The following is a 16,542-nucleotide window of genomic DNA, read 5'->3' as shown; positions in this document are numbered from 1 at the left end:
GTGGCCCGGCGGGGGTGAGGCGAGCAGCATGGGAATCGCCCTAATGCCATAGTTTCGCGGAGGTGAACCGCGATGACCATGCCTGTACGGCACCGGCACGGAGGCCTGATGGAGAGGGCGTTCCCGTCCATGGGCTTGAGTGAACCGATAGCCGCCGAGTTCGACGACCTGTTTGAGCGTATGACGCACCTGTTGGAGTCGGCCGCGCCTGCTGCCGGGGTCTGGGCTCCGTTGGCCGACATGCACGAGACCGACACCGCCTATGTGATCGAGGCGGAGCTGCCCGGCATCAAGCGGGAGGACATCGACGTCGAGATCAACGAGCGGGAGCTGCGCATTACTGGTGAGTACAAGGAGCGCGAGCGTGAAGGCGTACTGCGGCGGGGCACTCGCCGTACCGGTCGCTTCGAGTACCGGGTGCTCCTGCCCACCGACGTGAAGGCCGAGGGGGTCGAGGCGACCCTGGCCGACGGGTTGCTGACGGTGACCATCCCCAAGGCGCAGGCCGCAAAGCCACGGCACATCGAGATCTCCCAGCCCGGAAAGGCGGACACCTGACGCAGGCCGAGCGGGTGCGGGGGGCGACCAACCGGCCACTCCGCGACCACCTCACATTCCGCAGGGCTGAGCTGGGTGGCCCGCGTCCGCCCCCGTTCGGACCAGCGACTCTTCTGGCTGCTGCTGGCTGCTGCTGGATCGTGTAAGAGCCAGGCCAGGAAAAGAGGTCAGGATGGTGAATACGGCGTTGGGCGTCGAGGGGGTACACGCGCTGCTGGCCGATGGCACGACCGTGCGGATCCGGTCGGCACGCACCGACGATCGTGACGGTGTGCGGTCGCTGTACGAGGGAATGTCCGAAGAGAACCTGCGGTTTCGGTTCTTCGGCGTGAGCCGCCGCTCAGCGGAGCGGGCAGCCGAGCGCGTCGCTCACTGCGACAAACCCGGTTACCAGGGGCTGCTTGCCGTCGTCGATGACGTGGTGGTGGGCATCGCGGAGTACGAGGTGGACGATGCGCGCGCCGGATCGACGAGCGCCGAGATCTCCGTGGCGGTCGCGGACGCCTGGCACCACCGAGGTGTGGGCACACTGCTGCTGGAGCACTTGGTGCACGCTGCCCGCGAGGCCGGGATCACGACGTTCATCGCTGACGCGCTCGCCCAAAACGCGGCGGTGCTGAAGGTCTTCGCGGACCTGGGTCTGCGCGTTTCCCGTCACTTCGAGGGGCCCGAAGTACGGTGCAGCATACGGTTGGACGAGGACGAGACGTATCTTTCCGCGGTTGACGTTCGTGCTGCGAGCGCGGACCGTGCGAGCCTGCTGCCGCTGCTGCGACCAGGCTCCGTGGTTGTCGTCGGTGCGGGCACCAAACCCACTTCGGTCGGCCGGGCGGTGCTGCGTAACATCCGCGACGGACACTTCAACGGGCGCGTATGCGCGGTGAATCCGCACGCACATGCCATCGCGCACACGCCCGTCTACCCGTCGGTGAGCGACCTACCGTATCCACCGGACCTGGCGGTGATCGCGGTGCCAGTGGGGGCCGTGCCGGAGGTGGCCGAGCAGTGCGGTCTTAGGGGCGTCCGCGCGCTGGTGGTGTTGGCCTCGGGGTTCGATGCCGAGGGAGCGTCGACGCTGCTGGATGTCTGCCGCCGCCATGGCATGCGGTTGGTGGGTCCGAACTGCCTGGGCCTGGCCAACACCGAAGCGGCGGTGGCGTTGGACGCGACGTTCGCCGCCCACCGACCGCTGCCGGGCGGTGCCGGGGTCGGGGTGCAGTCGGGCGGGGTCGGCATGGCGCTGCTCGACGGGCTGTCGCGGCTCGGTATCGGAGTCTCGTCCTTCGTCTCGCTCGGCGACAAGCTGGACGTCTCCAGCAACGACCTGCTGTGTTGGTGGGAGGGCGACGGCCGCAGCGAACTGGCCCTGCTGCACCTGGAGTCCTTCGGCAATCCGCGGGCCTTCTCCCGTACGGCCCGGCGGGTGGCCCGGCGCATGCCGGTGCTTACGGTCGACGCGGGGCGCTCCGCCGCTGGCCGCCGTGCAGCCGCCGCGCACACGGCCGCGGCGGCCACGCCCACCATGACGCGGGGTGCCCTGTTCTCGCAGGCAGGTATCACCGCCACCCGCACCATCGCCGAACTCCTCGACGCGGCGGCTCTGTTGCACTCCCAACCGCTGCCCACCGGCGGGTCGGTGGCCGTGGTGGCCAACGCGGCCGGTGCGGGGGTGCTCGCCGCCGACGCCTGTGTCGAGGCGGGGCTGAAGGTCCCCGAACTCCCCGCCAGGTTGGCCGCCGGCCTCCTGGCCGATCTGCCCGACGGAGCCTGTGCCGGGAACCCGGTCGACGCCACGGCGGTTGTGGGGGCCGCCGCACTGCGGTCCTGTGTGGACCGGCTTACCACCCACGATGGCGTTGACGCGGTGCTGGTGGTGCTGGTTCCCACGGCGCTGGTCAGAGTGACGGGTGATGACCCCCGCTTGGCGCTCACCGGGCGCCGCTCCCGGCCGGTGGCGGCGGTCCTGCTCGACCAGGCGGAAACCGTACGCCTGCTGCGTGCCGAGGACGATGGGTCCGTGCCCGCCTACGCCGATGCCACATCCGCGGCCTGCGCGTTGGCGCATGCGGTGACCCGTGCCGAGTGGCTCGCCGAGCCACCGGGCACGGTTCCGGAACTGTCCGGCATCGATTCCGATGGCGCGACGTCGCTGGTGGACGGCTACCTCGCGGAGCGCCCGGACGGTGGCTGGCTGCATCCGCGCCAGTGCGCTGAGCTCCTTTCGTACTACTGCATTCGGCAGTCGCCTTGGAGTTGGGCGGAGAGCGAGGGGGAGACGGCCAGGGCTGCCGCGCTCCTGGCCGGTCCCAACGGACTTGTGGCGCTCAAGGCCCATTGGCCCGGCCTGCAGCACAAGAGCGATCATGGCGCGATCGCCCTAGACCTGGGCGGCGAGGCTGCGGTACGCCGGGCTTACAGCGAACTCGCGGCGCGCTTCGGGGACTTGATGACCGGCGTGGTGGTGCAGCCGATGGCACCACGGGGCGTGGAACTGGTGGCGGGGATCGTGCAGGACTCGGTGTTCGGCCCGCTGGTGCTGTTCGGTCTCGGCGGTACCGCTACCGATGTGCTCGCCGACCACGCCGCGCGACTCGCGCCGCTGACGGATCGTGACGTCCACGCGCTGATCCGTGCCCCACGCTGCGCACCACTGCTGTTCGGTCACCGGGGTGGCGAGCCGGTGGACCTGGAGGGTCTGGAGCAGCTCTTGGTGCGGTTGTCGCGGATGGCGTGCGACCTGCCCGAACTCGCCGAGGCCGACCTCAACCCCGTGGTTGCCCGCCCCGACGGCGTCCTGACGCTCGACGCCCGCATCCGGTTGCTGCCCCGCCACATGCAGGACCCGTATCTGCGTAGGCTGCGCTGAGCCTCAGCCGCGTCGCATGGCCCGACGCACCGCGTACAGGAGCGCTCCAGCCGCCAGGACCGCGGCGCCGGAAAGCACCGAGACGACAGGCAGCGCGAACGCCAGCGCGGTGCAACCCACCAGTCCGACGAGCGGCACGATCCGCGGCGGGCGGCCTTCGCCAGGCGCGAGGGTCCACGCGGCGGCGTTGGCGATGGCGTAGTAGACGAGCACACCGAACGATGAGAACCCGATGACCCCCCGGATGTCTGCGAAGGCAGCGATGACCGCGACCACGCCGCCGACGGCCAACTCGGCGCGGTGCGGCACGTGGAAGCGCGGATGCACGGCGGCCAGCGCGTGCGGGAGGTGACGGTCGCGCGCCATCGCCAGGGTGGTGCGCGAGACACCCAGGATGAGCGCCAGCAGCGAACCCAGCGCGGCGACCGCCGCACCCACCCGCACCACGGGAGCCAGCCCCGGCAGACCGGCGGCACGCACCGCGTCGGCCAACGGTGCCGCCGCGCCGGCCAGTCCCGTCGGCCCCAGTACGGCCAGGGCCGCGACCGAGACGGCCGCGTAGACGACCAGGGTGATGCCCAACGCGGTGGGAATCGCACGGGGGATGGTGCGCCGCGGGTCCCGCACCTCCTCACCGAGCGTCGCGATCCGCGCGTAACCCGCGAACGCGAAGAACAGCAGGCCCGCCGCCTGTAGCACCCCGCCGAAGGTGGCATCCGCCCTGACGTCGAGCCGCGCTGTGTCCGCCGCGCCCGAGGAGAGGCAGCCGACGACCACGGCCGCCAGCACCAACACGACGACAGCGACGATCGCCCGGGTCAGCCACGCCGCCTTCTGCACCCCGGCGTAGTTCACCGCGGCCAGCGCCACCACCGCGGCCACCGCCACCGCGTGCGCCTGGGCAGGCCACATGTATCCGCCCACCGTCAGGGCCATCGCCGCGCAGGACGCCGTCTTCCCGACGACGAAGCCCCACCCGGCGAGATACCCCCACAGATCGCCCAGACGTTCGCGTCCGTACACGTACGTGCCACCGGACGCCGGGTAGCGGGCGGCGAGCCGAGCCGAGGAGGTCGCGTTGCAGTACGCCACCACCGCGGCCACCAACAGGCCGAGCAACAGCCCGGAACCGGCCGCACCGGCCGCGGGCGCGAGCGCGGCGAAGATTCCGGCACCGATCATCGACCCCAGGCCGATCACCACGGCGTCGAACACGCCCAGCCGCCGCCCGAGCTCGGGCGAGCCCGCCGGGACCGACCGCTCCGACATGACGCACTCCTCAGTCGCGGGCGGGCGTCGTGCTCCGCCGACGGATCACGTAGCGGCGCAACTCGTCGGCGCCCCAGACGACGAAAGGGTAGGGCAGCAGCAGGAGCAGGTCGCCCACCGGGAGGGCGGCGGTGCCCAGCAGGGCCTGGAACGGCGGGCTGTAGACGAACACGGCTGCCAACAGCAGCTCGGCCGCGATGCCCCACAGCAGGTAGCGGTTGGACAACACGCCGACCGAGCGGAGCGAGGCGCGCTGGGTGCGCACTGCGAACGCCGTACCGATCTGACCGGCGATCATGCCCAGGAAGGTCATTGTCGTCGCCTGCCGATAGGCGTGGTGCAGGGGTGCGCCTTCGCCGACCGGGGCTCCCGGGTGCCAGCCGGCCGAGGTCAGCACGTAGAAGTACCCTGCCATCTGCAGCGCGCTGACCAAGACCCCCAGGAAGAGCCAGGCGCGCACCAGCATCGGGCCGCGGATCACCCCTTCGGAGCGGGGCCGTGGCGGGCGGTGCATGAGGCCGGGCTCGGCGGGGTCACGGCTCAGGGCGAGCGCGGGGGCGGTTTCGCTGCCCACGTCGAAGGCGAGCAGCTGAAGGATCGTCAACGGCAGGGGGACACGTCCGCCGCCGAGCGCGAAGACCAGGAAGGGGGTGACCTCGGGTGTCGCGTGGGCGAAGATGTAGATGATGAACTTACGAACATTGTCGTAGATGCGCCGCCCGGCCCGCACTGCCGCGACGATCGAGGCGAAGTTGTCGTCGGTGAGCACCATGGTGGACGCTTCCCGGGCCACGTCGGTGCCGGTACGTCCCATCGCGACGCCGATGTCCGCGCGGCGTAGCGCCGGGGCGTCGTTGACTCCGTCGCCGGTCATCGCCACCACGTGTCCTTGGCTACGCAGTGCGTCGGCGATGCGCAGTTTCGCCTCGGGGGACGCGCGGGCGAAGATGATGTCCGGCGCGCTGGACAGTAGTTGGGCCAGTTCCGGCTCGCTCAGCCGGTCGAGTTGTTCGCCGCTGATGACGGTGGGGCTGTCACCGGTGATGCCGACCCGGCGGGCGATCGCGGCGGCGGTGAGCGGGTGGTCGCCGGTGATGACGATGATGCGGATACCCGCCGTGCGGCAGCGCGCCACGGCCTCGGCGACCTGGGGGCGCGGTGGGTCGAGCATGGCGATCAGTCCGACGAAGCACAGTTCGTGCTCGGCGTCGCCACGCCGGTGCGGCGGCCTGATTCCAGCGGGCAGTGGGCGCTCGGCCAGGGCGAGGACTCGTAGGCCGTTGGTGGCGAAAGCGTTCACCTGAGTGGTGATCAGGTCGTGGTGGGCGGTGTCCAGCGGCACCTGGCCGCCCTGGGGGTCAAGGAGCGTCGTGCAGTGCGGAAGCAGTGCCTCCGGCGCTCCTTTGGTGTGGACCACGAGTCGGTCGCCGTCCTGGTCAATGGTGGACATCAGCTTCAGTTCGGGGTCGAAATGGAACTGCCAACGGCGCTTGGCCTCTCGGTGGGCCGCGTCCGTTTCGGCTCCCAGAGCACGGGCCGCGAGGAGGACGGCCACTTCGGTCGGATCGCCACTCGGCTCCGCGCCGGGTTCCAGCCTCGCGTTGTTGCAGGCCGACGCGATGCGGGCCATGGTGGGCAGGAGTTCACCGAGCGCGGTGGTGTCCGGGCCGCCGTCCAGGTCGTGGAGTCCGGATGCCGTCCACACTGCGATCGGCCGCATCCGGTTCTCGGTGAGCGTGCCCGTCTTGTCCGTACAGATGACGTCGGTTGACCCGAGCGTCTCCACGGCACTCAGCCGCTTCACCAGTGCGCCCCGGGAGGCGAGCGCCCGCACGGACACCGCCAGCGCCAAGGTGATCACCGGCAGCAGGCCCTCGGGCACCATTCCGGCGAGCAGACCGGCTGCGAACACCAGCGAGTTGATCAGAGACAGATGCACACCGAAGGTGGCCACCGGGATGAACGCCAGCGCCAGCGCCACCGAGACTGCGGCGATCAGCCAGGCCACCCGGCGGACCTGGCGTTCCAGCGGACTCGGCTCCTGCTTGACCCGCTCCGACAGTGCCGCGATCCGTCCGAGCTCGGTGCTCATCCCCGTGGCGAAAGTCAACGCCGACATATCGGCTTCAATGGCACCGGCGAGCAGGCGGATGTCCGCCGCGATGCGGTCGCCCTCCTCGATGACCGCGATGTCACCTGGCACCAGTTCGGCCGCGTCGATCTCCCGTGGCGAACCGTCGCGCAGGGCTTTGGCGCGTTGCGGGATGTACTCGGCGAGCGCCTCCACCGCACGCTCCGCGTGGACTTCCTGGATAAACGCGAAGGCCGCGTTCAACACGATGATCAGCACGACCGCTGCCGCGACGACCAGAGAACCGACGATGATGAGCAACGCGGCGGCGAGCCACAGCAACAGCGCCAGGGGGTGGGTGAACTGCCGCGCCAACTCGCTCGGCCAACGCACCCCGCCACGTCGCCGCAACTCGTTCGGCCCGTACTGCGACAGGCGTCGCCGGGCCTCGGCGCTCGACAGCCCGGCGGACGAACTGCGCAGGTCCCGCAGGAGCAGGTCCGCCGCCTCTTCGGGGTTCACTCCAGGGGGCCGCACCCACGTCTCGTGCTGACTCCTCATCAGGCTCCCGTGGGCGGGTTGCCCTCACGTGCCGCCGAATGTGGCCGGTGCACCCTCAGATCGAGGAAGTGGGCCGAACAGGAGATGCACGGGTCGTGGTTGCGGATGACTCGTTCGCACAGGGCGGTCAGTTCGGCGTCGGTGGGCTCACCGTCGCGCAGCCGTTCCCGCACCGTGCGGCGCAGGTCCTCCTCGATCGCGCCCTGGTTCTGGGCGGTCGGCGGAACCAGGTTGGCGCCGGTGACGGTGCCCTTCGCGTCGAGGGTGTAGCGGTGGTAGAGCAGACCGCGTGGCGCTTCCGTCGCCCCGTGGCCGGTACCGGCGCGCGGCGGAACCTTCACCGCCGGGTGCGCCGGGGGTTCGTAGGTGTCGATGATGCGCAGCGCCTCGTCGATGGCGTACAGCACCTCGACTGCTCGGACGATGATGCTGCGGAACGGGTTGCGGCACACCGTGCCCTGCCGTGGGTCACCGAGTCCGGCGTCCCTGGCGGCTTCCAGGGCGATGGGGGAGAGCCACCGGCCGCTGATGGCGTAACGGGCCAGTGAGCCGGTCAGGTGGCGGCGTCCGTCCAGTACGGAGTGGAGTGCGGTGGAGTACGGCACCTGGCGCTCGACGACGTGGTCGCCGAAGGTGTGGACGTCGAAGGCCCTGGTCGGCAGTGCGCGGTCGGCGTCGGCCGGCAGCCCGGCAGTGCTCGGAGCGTCCATGGCGGTCGGGGTGCCGGACTCGATGGCGTAGCTGCCGGGTTCGGCCAGGGCGAGCAGTTCGTGATCGCACCCCGCGTCAGGGAAGTCGAAACCCGACACCCAGCGCACCATGTCCACCGCGGCGTCCCGCTCCCGGCGCAACCGCTCGGCGAGCGACCGGAGTTCAGCCCTGGTGGGGACACGGTGGAAGCCGCCGACGCGAATGTTGATGGGATGGATCGACCGGCCGCCCAGCAACTCCACGATGGCGTTTCCAGACTGCTTGAGCCGCAGGCCGCGTTCCACCTCGGCGCGCTGGATCCTGGCCAGCTCGATGACACTGTCGCAACCGAAGAAGTCGGGCGCGTGCAGCAGGTGGATGTGCAGGGTCTGGCTCTCGATCCACTCGCCGCAGTACAGCAGCCGCCGCAGCGCCGCCAACCGGCCGTCGATCACGGTCCCGCAGGCGTCCTCCACGGCGCGGCAGGCGCTCAGCTGGTAGGCCACCGGGCAGATCCCGCACACCCGGGAGGTGATGTCCGGGGGCTCGGTGTGGGCGCGCCCGCGAAGGAAGGCCTCGAAGAAGCGCGGCGGTTCGTAGATCTTCAGCCGGGCCTCGGTGACCTCACCATTGTGCACGCACAGGTGCAGTGCGCCCTCTCCCTCCACCCGGCCCAGGGCCCCGAGCTTCAACTCCCTCGACTTGCCGCCGTTCACCGTCGCGCTTCCTCTCGGGAGGCAGCGTCGAACTCCGGCGCGGCGGTGTTGAAGGTGCGCAACACCCTCACCACATCAAGGGTGTCCATGCCATCGCGCCGCAACAGAGGGATGAACGCGGAGAAGTTGATGGAGTTGGACGGGCCGAAGCAGCCGTAGCAGCCCCGTCCGTAGGCGGGGCAGAGCGCGCCGCATCCGGCGTGTGTGACAGGGCCGAGGCAGGGCGTGCCGTGCGCCACGATCACACAGGGGGTGCCGCGCAGTTTGCACTCGAAGCACACGCTGTGGTCCGGAACATCCGGCTTGCGCCCGGCGAGGAAGGCGGTGATGACCTCCACCAGCCGGCCCCGGTCGATGGGGCAGCCGCGCAGCTCCAGGTCCACGGGGACGTGCGCGCTGATCGGCGTGGACGTGGCGAGCGTGGCGATGTACTCGGGCTTGGCGTAGACGGCGGCACGGAACTCGGCCACGTCGGCGTAGTTGCGCAGCGCCTGGATGCCTCCGGCGGTGGCGCAGGCGCCGATGGTCACCAGCCGCCGGGAGACCGAGCGGATGTGCTGGATCCGCTCGGCGTCCTGCCGGGTGGTGATCGACCCATCGACCAGCGACAGGTCATAGGGGCCTGGATCGGTGGCGCTGGATGCCTCAAGGAAGTAGGAGATCTCCACCTCCTCGGCGATGCCCAGTAGTTCGTCCTCGCAGTCGAGCAGGGTGAGTTGGCAGCCGTCGCAGGAGGCGAACTTCCACACGGCGAGCTTCGGTCGCCGACCGCCTTCCGTCGGCATGTCACAACTCCCTTACCGAAAGCAGTGGTTGGGCGTGCGTCCAGGTGACGACGGGACCGTCCCGGCACAGCAGCAGCGGGCCGAGCTGGCAGTGCCCACAGTGGCCGGTTCCACAGTGCATCGTGCGCTCCAGGGAGACCCGGATACGGTCCGGATCCACGCCGCGGTGGACCAACTCGCGGGCGGTGGCCCGGATCATCACCTCGGGCCCGCAGACGAACGCCACCGAGCTGGACGGATCGAAGGCGGCCCGGTCGAGCAGGGCGGTCACCACACCCACATCCCCGGTCCAGGTGGCATCGGGCCGGTCGACGGTCACCAAGGTCCGCGTGTCGGCCCGCCAGCGCGGCAACTCCTCGGTGTAGAGCAGGTCGCCGGGCGTGCGTGCTCCAATCAGGACGTTCACCCTCCCGTAGCGCTCCGGTGCGGCGAGCGCGCCGTGCACCAGGGGACGCAGCGGCGCCAGCCCGATGCCACCGGCCACCACCACCAGGTCCCGCCCGGACGCGGAGGACAGGTCCCACGCGGTACCGAACGGGCCGCGCACCCCCACCCTGGTACCCGGCCGCAACGACCGCAGCGCCCCGGAGGTCGCGCCGACGGAGCGGACGGTATGGGTGAGGCGGTGCCCGTCGATTCCGCACACCGACAGCGGGACATCGCCGACGCCGAAGGCGTACACCATCGCGAACTGGCCCGGCGCGAAGGCCGGAAGCGGCGCGGCCACCGGTTCCACGGCAATCGTGGCGGTGTCCGCCGACTCCGCCGAGCACTCCACCACCTGGTACGGAACGGGCACCGTCGCCACGCAGACCCGCGGAGCGATAACCGTCATCGGACCGGACCGCTCTCGTAGGCTCGTGGCCCGTACAGGTCGAGCAGCCGGGTGCGGGCAGACTTCAGCCGCCGTCCGATCACCTGGTCGCCGATGGCACGGAACAACGCCAGCCCGGCCGCCGGGTCCTCGTCCATCGCTGCGCGCACCTGCGGAGCGTCGAACTCGTACGCCTGCACGGCGGTGCGGGTCAACGCGCCCAGGTGCCATTGGTACGGCTCGAACAGCCAGGACCAGCCGAGCAGTTCGCCGTCGCCGACCGTCTCGACGACGACCGGGCCTCGGGCCGGGACGTGCACGTCGAGGGCGATCAGCCCGGTGCGGACGATCCAGAAGCGGTCGGCCTCGCCGCCTTCGTCGAAGATGCGGATGTCACTGGGGAAAGAGGTTTCGTGCGCGAAGCCGAGCAACCAACCACGGAGGGTAGGCGACAGGGATCCGAGGAAGCCGTCCGTCATCGGGCCTGCCCTGCCGCCCGCTCCGCGTTGAGCGCATGCGCTTCCTCGGTGATGTCGATGCCGGTCGGACACCACACGATGCACCGGCCGCAGCCGACGCATCCGGAGCTGCCGAACTGGTCGTGCCAGGTGCCGATCTTGTGGGTGAGCCACTGCCGGTAGCGGCTGCGCGGCGAGCTACGGACCGAGCCGGCGCCCGCCAGGTGGGTGAAGTCAAGGTCGTAGCAGGACTCCCAGCGGCGCCACCGCTCGGCGTGGTCGCCGGTGAGGTCGGTGATGTCCTCGGTGCTGGTGCAGAAGCAGGTGGGGCACACCATCGTGCAGTTGCCGCAGGTGAGGCAGCGTGCGGTGACGTCGTTCCAGCGCTCGGCGTCCAGTGTGTCGCGCATCAGCGTTCGCAGGTCGACCGGCGGCATCGTACGGCCCATGTGGTCGGCCGCCTCCGCGACCCGCTCACGGGCCGCGGTCCGGGTGGCGGGGTCGGCGGGGCGCTGGGGCAGCTCGGCCAGTACGGACTTGCCTTCTTCGGTACCGGCCCGGATCAGGAAGCGGTGTCCTTCGTCGTCGAGCACCTCGGTCAGCGCCAGGTCGTAGCCGGGGCCCACGGCGGGGCCGGTGCCCATGGACACGCAGAAGCAGGTGGCGCCCGGTTCCGTGCACTCCACGGCGACCAGGAAGGCCCGCCTGCGGCGCCCCCGATACCGGGAGTCGGCGTGTGGCCCGGCGGTCAACACCCGGTCCTGCACCGCGATGGCCCGTAGATCGCACGGGCGCACCCCGAGGAAGGCGTACGCGGGCGGCGGTGTCCGGTCCTCGCTGAACGCCAACTCGCCGTCGGCGGCGCGATCGGCGGTCCACTGCCGTTCCCGGGGTGGGTGCAGGAACGTCTTCCAGGACTGCGGGCCCGCGCTGTGCGCGAACGCGGCGCTGTCCGCCCGTTCCCGCAACCGGTAGTGACCCGCTTCCAGCTCCACGCCCCAGCCGTAGGGGAGTTCATCGCCACCGGACAGCTCGGCCAGGACGATCGCCCCGTCGCGTACGGTCGGTCCGATGACCGTGCGACCGCGCCCGGCCAGGGCGGTGATCAGCGCGTCCAGCCCCGCCTTGTCGATCACCGCGGCGCCGCCGTCAGCCATCAACGACCTCCTGATTGTCCCGTTCGGCCAGTATGTGTGGACCATGGTCGGCGGGCGGGGGCCGACTTCCGCGAGATGGCCCGAGTGGCCCTGTCCTTCCTTCGTACGGCCGTCAGTGCCGCCGCGACCACCAAGAAGCATCCGAGGACCTCCGGCCCATCCCGGTTCGGGCGGCGTGGGCGGACGCTGGTAGTAGGAAGACGCACCGTCCTGCGGAGAAGAGGCCGCCATGCCGCACAGCCCGCACATCGTCAGTGACGTGATGACACACACCGTCGTCGCAGTGGGGCGCGACGCATCCTTCAAGGAGATCGTCCAGACCATGCAGCAGTGGAAGGTCAGCGCACTGCCCGTCCTCGAAGGCGAGGGGCGCGTGATCGGCGTCGTCTCGGAGGCCGATCTGCTGCCCAAGGAGGAGTTCCGCGACAGCGACCCGGCCCGCATCGAGCAACTCCAGCGCCTGAGCGATCTCGCGAAGGCGGGCGCGACCACGGCTGAGCAGTTGATGAGCACCCCCGCGGTGACCGTCCACGCAGACGCCACGCTCGCCCAGGCGGCACGGGCCATGGCGCACGCACACGTCAAACGCCTGCCGGTGATCGACGCCGAGGGGCATCTGGCGGGCGTGGTCAGCCGTGGTGACCTGCTGAAGGTCTTCATGCGCGGTGACCAGGACATCGAGGAGGAGATCCGTCGCGACATCATCGGGCTGCTCTTCCCCAGCGGCTCGCCCCCGGTCGACGTCACCGTTGACCAGGGCGTCGCCGTCCTTCGCGGCCAGGTGCCGGACGCCTCGCTCGTGCCCATCGCGGTCCGCCTGACGCGTGCGGTCGAAGGCGTGGTGGATGTCGAATGCGATCTGGCGTCCACGCGACACAAGCGGTTCGAACCGTCCTGAGCACGGGCGTGTCTCGCGTCATTCGACGGATCGGAACGTCGGCCTGCCCTCGGTGTCGTCAAAGCGGTAAGTGAGACGGTTGACGACCTCGACCACACCGCCCACGGAATGGCTCAGCCGTTCTGCCACCGGAATCGCGCTGCGCTGCTCCAGCATGCCGGTCAAGGTGACGACTCCGTCGTGCACCTCGATGTCGATGTTCTCAGGATCCGCCCACAACACCCGCATGAACACATCCCGCTGGATCTCCTCGCGGATCTCTTCGTCCGACCGGAGATAGAGCCGCAACAGGTCGCGGCGGCTGACGATGCCCACCAGTCGCCCTTGGTCGTCCACCACGGGCAGGCGTTTCACCCCGCGACGAGCCATGATCCGCGCCGCCGCGGCCACGCTCGCCGTGGCGTTCACGATGATCGCTGGAGCAGTCATGACGGCACCAGCGGTGAGACCGGTCGCCTTCGGCCCGTGGTGGGATCGCCGACGCAGTCCGCTCAGCGGTCCGGTGTGACCTTCCTCGCCCGATGTCTTGTCCAGCAGGTCGGCCTCGGAGACCACGCCCGCCAGTTTGCCGTCGTCATCCAGGACCGGAAGTGCGCTGATGCGGCGCTCCTGAAGGATCCGCACGATCTCCTTGTACGGGGTGTGCAGGCGAACGGCCGCGACATCCTTCGTCATCACATCGTGCACGGTCGACCCGACCATCGTTACCTCCCAGGGGCGTCCACCACGCACGCTAGGCCCTTCGACCAGCTCGCGGCAGGGTCGAACGGACCAGTCCTCCAAGGCACATAGGCACTCAGGGTGCCTGGCCTCATCGGTCCGGCACCATGGCGACGGGACAGTGCGAATGGTGCAGGACGGCGTGGACGACCGGCCCGAGGCGCAGCCCCAGCGGCCCGTGCGGCCGGTGGGCGGCCACCACCAGCAGGTCGGCCTCGGACGACGCCTCCACGAGGGCGGTGGCGGCCCTGCTCACCACGACCTCCTGGGACAGCGGTGCTTCCGGAGCGGTCAGATGCGCGGCCTCGACGGTGCGGGACAGCAGTGCGGTGTGTGCGGCCCGCAGCTCGTGCACCGTGTCGACCTGCGTGGCCATCAGCCCGACTTCACCGAGTGGTTGCCACGCGTGCAGTGCACGCACCGAGGCGTGCCAACGCGCGGCGGTGATGAGGGCGAACCGCACGGTCTGTGCGTCCTTCTCGTCCTGCACCCCGACCATAACCGTCCCAATTGTGGGCTGGGCCCGCTCACCGCGTACGACGACCAGCGGGCAGGTGGTGTGCGCCGCGACGCGAAGTGTGACGGATCCCAACAGCAGGGCGGCGAAGCCGCCTCGTCCCCGGGTGCCGAGCACGATGAGCGCGGCTCCGGCGGCGGTCGCCAGGACCGCCTGTGGCCCCTCCTCGTAGGCGAGGGTGGTGGTCACCTTCAGGCCTGGATGCTCGTGCGTAGCCCGTTCTCCCGCCTCGTCCAGCATCGAGCGCGCCGATTGCACGGTCACCAGGTCTCCGTTGGTCAAGCCGGTCCCCTTGTCCGGATCCGGGGCGGTGCCGACCCCGTGCACGATGTGCAGCGCGCTGCCACGGTGGTGGGCCTCGGCCGCGGCCCAGTCCAGGGCGCGGTCGGAGTCCTCGGAGCCGTCGACGCCGACCACGACGTCTCCTGCCCAGGTGCTGGTGGTCATGGCTGCCTCCTGCGCTCATCGCGCTGCCAGCGTGCGGTCCGCCGAGCTTCGGCGGCCCATCGGCGACGGACGAAGTCCTCGCGTTCAGCCTGCTCCAAGGCAAGGTCCGCTGCCGCGAGTAGTTCGGTCAGCCGGGGGAACCGATGACATATGAGTTGGGCGGCGGTGTGTACGTTTCAGCGAACCTGATCGCGGACGATGACGACAGAGCAGGGCGCGTGCTGGGTGCGGTGTTGGCCGACGGAGCCCAGGAGCGCCTCGGTGAGCCCACCGTGGCCGCGGTTCCCCACGACCAGGAGCGACGCGCCCTCGGCGGCACGGAGCAGTACGTTTGCCGGGTTGCCGTGCTCCACAGTGGTACGGATCTCCACCGGTGGCTCCGGGCCCACCGCCTCCCCCTGCATCCACGCATATGTGCCCGCACCCTCACTGCTGCCACGGGCTGTCCGGTCCCGCGCTGCCCAAGGTTCCCTATCGCTGACGGCGCATCGTCCAAGGCAGGAAGAACCACAGACCGGCGAACAGCGCAGTGGTGATGCAGGTGATGGCGATGGCATCGGCCAGGCCGAGGACGACGTCCATCAAGAGGAGGACGGCGCCGTTGAGCGCCAGCGCCAGGGCGACTAGGCCGACTTCTGTGAGCCGAGCGGAAAGGGCCACGATGCGAGGCTTCGCACCTCGGTGGAACAGTGCGCGGTGCAGGGCCACCGGGGTGGCGAGGACGGCAGAGGCGACGACGGTAAGCAGCAGCGTGACGACGTAGGTGCCGACCTGGAAGTCGTTGAGCTGCGGAAAGCGGCTGGTGAAGGCCAGGCCCAGCAGGAAGGCGAAGACGATCTGTACGCCTGTCTGGACAACGCGGAGTTCCTGAAGAAGTTCCACCAGGTTGCGATCGGCCCGTTCCTGCGGTGTCTCCTGGTGCGGCGTCTGTGGATCTGGCCCCGGCTGCATCTGCATGGACCTCACTGTCCGTCCGCCCTTGGAGGTTCGCGAGCACCGGCGAGGCGTGTGTCTGGAGGCCCGGCTTGGACCATTGGGCCGAACCTCCCCGGTCAAAGGCCGTTGCGCCCATGCCACCCGGCTTGCCAGCTGACAGCCTGCGGAGAGAGTCCCACCGTGGTTCACCGAGAGGTGGTGAAGAGGAATGTCCCTTCCCCTGGTCGTGGGCACCGATGGTTCGGACGCCGCACTCCGCGCGGTGGACTGGGCGGCCGACGAAGCCGCCCTCCGCCGGGCACCGCTTCGCATCGTGTACGCGTCCCTGTTGGCGCACTACGAACAGGTCGTGCCGTCTGTGCGTACTGCCCGCCCTTCGGGAGCGGTGTTTGCCGAGCACATCGTGGCGTCCGCCAGCGAACGCTGCGAGCGGCGCCACTCCGACGTGGCCGTATCCACCGAAATCCTCGCCGAGGATCCGGCGGAGGGACTGCTCGACGAGGGCCGTAACGCCCTCGGAATCGTCGTGGGCAGCCGCGGCCGCGGTGAACTCGCGGCACTGCTGCTGGGCTCTGTCGGCCTGTCCGTCGCCGCTGGCGCCCAGTGCCCAGTGATCGTCGTACGGGGTGACGAAGCCAAGCCTGACAACGGCGATCGCTGGGTCGCGCTCGGTGTTGGCGATCCGGGCACCGCGGCGGCGACCGTGGACTTCGCCTTCACGGAGGCGGCGCTGCGAGGCGCCGGATTAGCCGTCGTCCATGCGTGGCGAAGCCCGGCGACAGCCGATACGGGGCAGTTGGACGATGCCAGACAGTCCGCGCAACGAGAGGCCGAAGAGTGGCTGGATGACGCGCTGCGCGATGCCACGGCCAAGTACCCCGAGGTCCGGGTACGTCGAGAAGTCGTTGAGGGACACGCCCGCAAGTCGCTGCTGGACGCAGCCCGATCCGCAGAACTGCTCGTGGTGGGCGCCAGGCGACGCTCGGGTGCCTTCGGTCTGCAACTCGGTCTGGTGAACCACGCGGTGCTGCATCACGCGCCCTGTCCGGTCGCCGTCGTTCCGCACGAGTAGCGGCCGT

At 70.1% G+C, this 16,542-nt stretch carries 15 protein-coding genes; 4 read left to right on the top strand and 11 right to left on the bottom strand.

The genetic code is table 11. The features are described 5' to 3' along the window. The first annotated feature begins 72 nt into the window (after window positions 1–72). Entirely contained in the window at window positions 73–558 is a 486-nt protein-coding gene (locus P2L57_RS17775) for an Hsp20/alpha crystallin family protein (protein WP_275815545.1), read from the top strand. Between the two features lie 172 nt (window positions 559–730). Continuing rightward, window positions 731–3,424: a bifunctional acetate--CoA ligase family protein/GNAT family N-acetyltransferase gene (locus P2L57_RS17770; RefSeq protein WP_275815542.1), complete on the top strand. Its 2,694-nt coding sequence runs from the start codon at window positions 731–733 to the stop codon at window positions 3,422–3,424. Window positions 3,425–3,427: 3 nt separating this feature from the next. Here the strand turns inward: P2L57_RS17770 and P2L57_RS17765 are convergent, their stop codons facing one another. Genes P2L57_RS17765 through P2L57_RS17735 form a run of 7 tightly spaced genes read right to left on the bottom strand, consistent with a single transcriptional unit; the run spans window position 3,428 to window position 11,945 of the window. After that, window positions 3,428–4,693 carry an APC family permease gene (locus P2L57_RS17765; protein ID WP_275815540.1) on the bottom strand — a complete coding sequence of 422 codons (1,266 nt, stop codon included), beginning with the start codon at window positions 4,691–4,693 and terminating at the stop codon, window positions 3,428–3,430. Window positions 4,694–4,703: 10 nt separating this feature from the next. After that, the gene (locus P2L57_RS17760) at window positions 4,704–7,325 is read right to left on the bottom strand and encodes a cation-translocating P-type ATPase (protein ID WP_275815538.1); all 2,622 of its coding nucleotides are present in this window, start codon (window positions 7,323–7,325) and stop codon (window positions 4,704–4,706) included. Further along, window positions 7,325–8,731, bottom strand: coding sequence for a Ni/Fe hydrogenase subunit alpha (locus P2L57_RS17755; RefSeq protein WP_275815536.1), 1,407 nt, complete (start codon window positions 8,729–8,731; stop codon window positions 7,325–7,327). The genes P2L57_RS17760 and P2L57_RS17755 overlap by 1 nt, the downstream gene beginning before the upstream one ends. Continuing rightward, complete coding sequence (locus P2L57_RS17750; protein ID WP_275815534.1) at window positions 8,728–9,516, bottom strand: NADH-quinone oxidoreductase subunit B family protein; 789 nt, start codon at window positions 9,514–9,516, stop codon at window positions 8,728–8,730. The genes P2L57_RS17755 and P2L57_RS17750 overlap by 4 nt, the downstream gene beginning before the upstream one ends. Before the next feature lies 1 nt (window position 9,517). Beyond that, window positions 9,518–10,324: an FAD/NAD(P)-binding protein gene (locus P2L57_RS17745; RefSeq protein ID WP_275815763.1), complete on the bottom strand. Its 807-nt coding sequence runs from the start codon at window positions 10,322–10,324 to the stop codon at window positions 9,518–9,520. A 23-nt stretch (window positions 10,325–10,347) separates the two neighbouring features. After that, window positions 10,348–10,809 carry a cyclic nucleotide-binding domain-containing protein gene (locus P2L57_RS17740; protein ID WP_275815532.1) on the bottom strand — a complete coding sequence of 154 codons (462 nt, stop codon included), beginning with the start codon at window positions 10,807–10,809 and terminating at the stop codon, window positions 10,348–10,350. Beyond that, window positions 10,806–11,945 carry a 4Fe-4S dicluster domain-containing protein gene (locus P2L57_RS17735; RefSeq protein ID WP_275815530.1) on the bottom strand — a complete coding sequence of 380 codons (1,140 nt, stop codon included), beginning with the start codon at window positions 11,943–11,945 and terminating at the stop codon, window positions 10,806–10,808. Before P2L57_RS17735 ends, P2L57_RS17740 begins: the two co-directional genes overlap by 4 nt. A gap of 229 nt (window positions 11,946–12,174) precedes the next feature. Between P2L57_RS17735 and P2L57_RS17730 the strand changes: the two genes are divergently transcribed. Next, the gene (locus tag P2L57_RS17730; RefSeq protein ID WP_275815528.1) at window positions 12,175–12,843 is read left to right on the top strand and encodes a CBS domain-containing protein; all 669 of its coding nucleotides are present in this window, start codon (window positions 12,175–12,177) and stop codon (window positions 12,841–12,843) included. Between the two features lie 18 nt (window positions 12,844–12,861). Here P2L57_RS17730 and P2L57_RS17725 read toward each other — a convergent pair whose 3' ends face one another. The 4 genes from P2L57_RS17725 to P2L57_RS17710 all read right to left on the bottom strand — a co-directional run bounded on the left by P2L57_RS17725 (window position 12,862) and on the right by P2L57_RS17710 (window position 15,484). Next, a complete protein-coding gene (locus P2L57_RS17725; protein ID WP_275815526.1) occupies window positions 12,862–13,545 on the bottom strand; it encodes a CBS domain-containing protein in 684 nt (227 codons plus the stop codon). Window positions 13,546–13,654: 109 nt separating this feature from the next. Continuing rightward, window positions 13,655–14,527, bottom strand: coding sequence for a universal stress protein (locus P2L57_RS17720; protein ID WP_275815524.1), 873 nt, complete (start codon window positions 14,525–14,527; stop codon window positions 13,655–13,657). A gap of 176 nt (window positions 14,528–14,703) precedes the next feature. Then, window positions 14,704–14,931, bottom strand: coding sequence for a universal stress protein (locus P2L57_RS17715; RefSeq protein ID WP_303656399.1), 228 nt, complete (start codon window positions 14,929–14,931; stop codon window positions 14,704–14,706). Window positions 14,932–14,998: 67 nt separating this feature from the next. Further along, a complete protein-coding gene (locus tag P2L57_RS17710; protein WP_275815520.1) occupies window positions 14,999–15,484 on the bottom strand; it encodes a DUF6328 family protein in 486 nt (161 codons plus the stop codon). A 187-nt stretch (window positions 15,485–15,671) separates the two neighbouring features. Here P2L57_RS17710 and P2L57_RS17705 point away from each other — a divergent pair, with 187 nt between their 5' ends. Continuing rightward, on the top strand, window positions 15,672–16,535 hold the full coding sequence (locus P2L57_RS17705) for a universal stress protein (protein ID WP_275815518.1): 864 nt from the start codon (window positions 15,672–15,674) through the stop codon (window positions 16,533–16,535). The last annotated feature ends 7 nt before the right edge of the window (window positions 16,536–16,542 follow it).

Origin of the sequence: Streptantibioticus ferralitis (genome assembly GCF_029223525.1) — a bacterium.
GTDB lineage: Bacteria > Actinomycetota > Actinomycetes > Streptomycetales > Streptomycetaceae > Streptantibioticus_A > Streptantibioticus_A ferralitis.
Note: the sequence above shows the minus strand (reverse complement) of the source record. Positions and strands in the feature narration are given on the sequence as shown.

Bases quoted from the DNA above. Each gene is read 5' to 3' on its own strand.
- P2L57_RS17730 (WP_275815528.1), top strand. From the start codon at position 12,175: ATGCCGCACAGCCCGCACATCGTCAGTGACGTGATGACACACACCGTC.
- P2L57_RS17765 (WP_275815540.1), bottom strand. From the start codon at position 4,693: ATGTCGGAGCGGTCGGTCCCGGCGGGCTCGCCCGAGCTCGGGCGGCGG.
- P2L57_RS17735 (WP_275815530.1), bottom strand. From the start codon at position 11,945: ATGGCTGACGGCGGCGCCGCGGTGATCGACAAGGCGGGGCTGGACGCG.
- P2L57_RS17710 (WP_275815520.1), bottom strand. From the start codon at position 15,484: ATGCAGATGCAGCCGGGGCCAGATCCACAGACGCCGCACCAGGAGACA.
- P2L57_RS17740 (WP_275815532.1), bottom strand. From the start codon at position 10,809: ATGACGGACGGCTTCCTCGGATCCCTGTCGCCTACCCTCCGTGGTTGG.
- P2L57_RS17720 (WP_275815524.1), bottom strand. From the start codon at position 14,527: ATGACCACCAGCACCTGGGCAGGAGACGTCGTGGTCGGCGTCGACGGC.
- P2L57_RS17770 (WP_275815542.1), top strand. From the start codon at position 731: ATGGTGAATACGGCGTTGGGCGTCGAGGGGGTACACGCGCTGCTGGCC.
- P2L57_RS17715 (WP_303656399.1), bottom strand. From the start codon at position 14,931: ATGCAGGGGGAGGCGGTGGGCCCGGAGCCACCGGTGGAGATCCGTACC.
- P2L57_RS17760 (WP_275815538.1), bottom strand. From the start codon at position 7,325: ATGAGGAGTCAGCACGAGACGTGGGTGCGGCCCCCTGGAGTGAACCCC.
- P2L57_RS17750 (WP_275815534.1), bottom strand. From the start codon at position 9,516: ATGCCGACGGAAGGCGGTCGGCGACCGAAGCTCGCCGTGTGGAAGTTC.
- P2L57_RS17705 (WP_275815518.1), top strand. From the start codon at position 15,672: ATGTCCCTTCCCCTGGTCGTGGGCACCGATGGTTCGGACGCCGCACTC.
- P2L57_RS17775 (WP_275815545.1), top strand. From the start codon at position 73: ATGACCATGCCTGTACGGCACCGGCACGGAGGCCTGATGGAGAGGGCG.
- P2L57_RS17725 (WP_275815526.1), bottom strand. From the start codon at position 13,545: ATGGTCGGGTCGACCGTGCACGATGTGATGACGAAGGATGTCGCGGCC.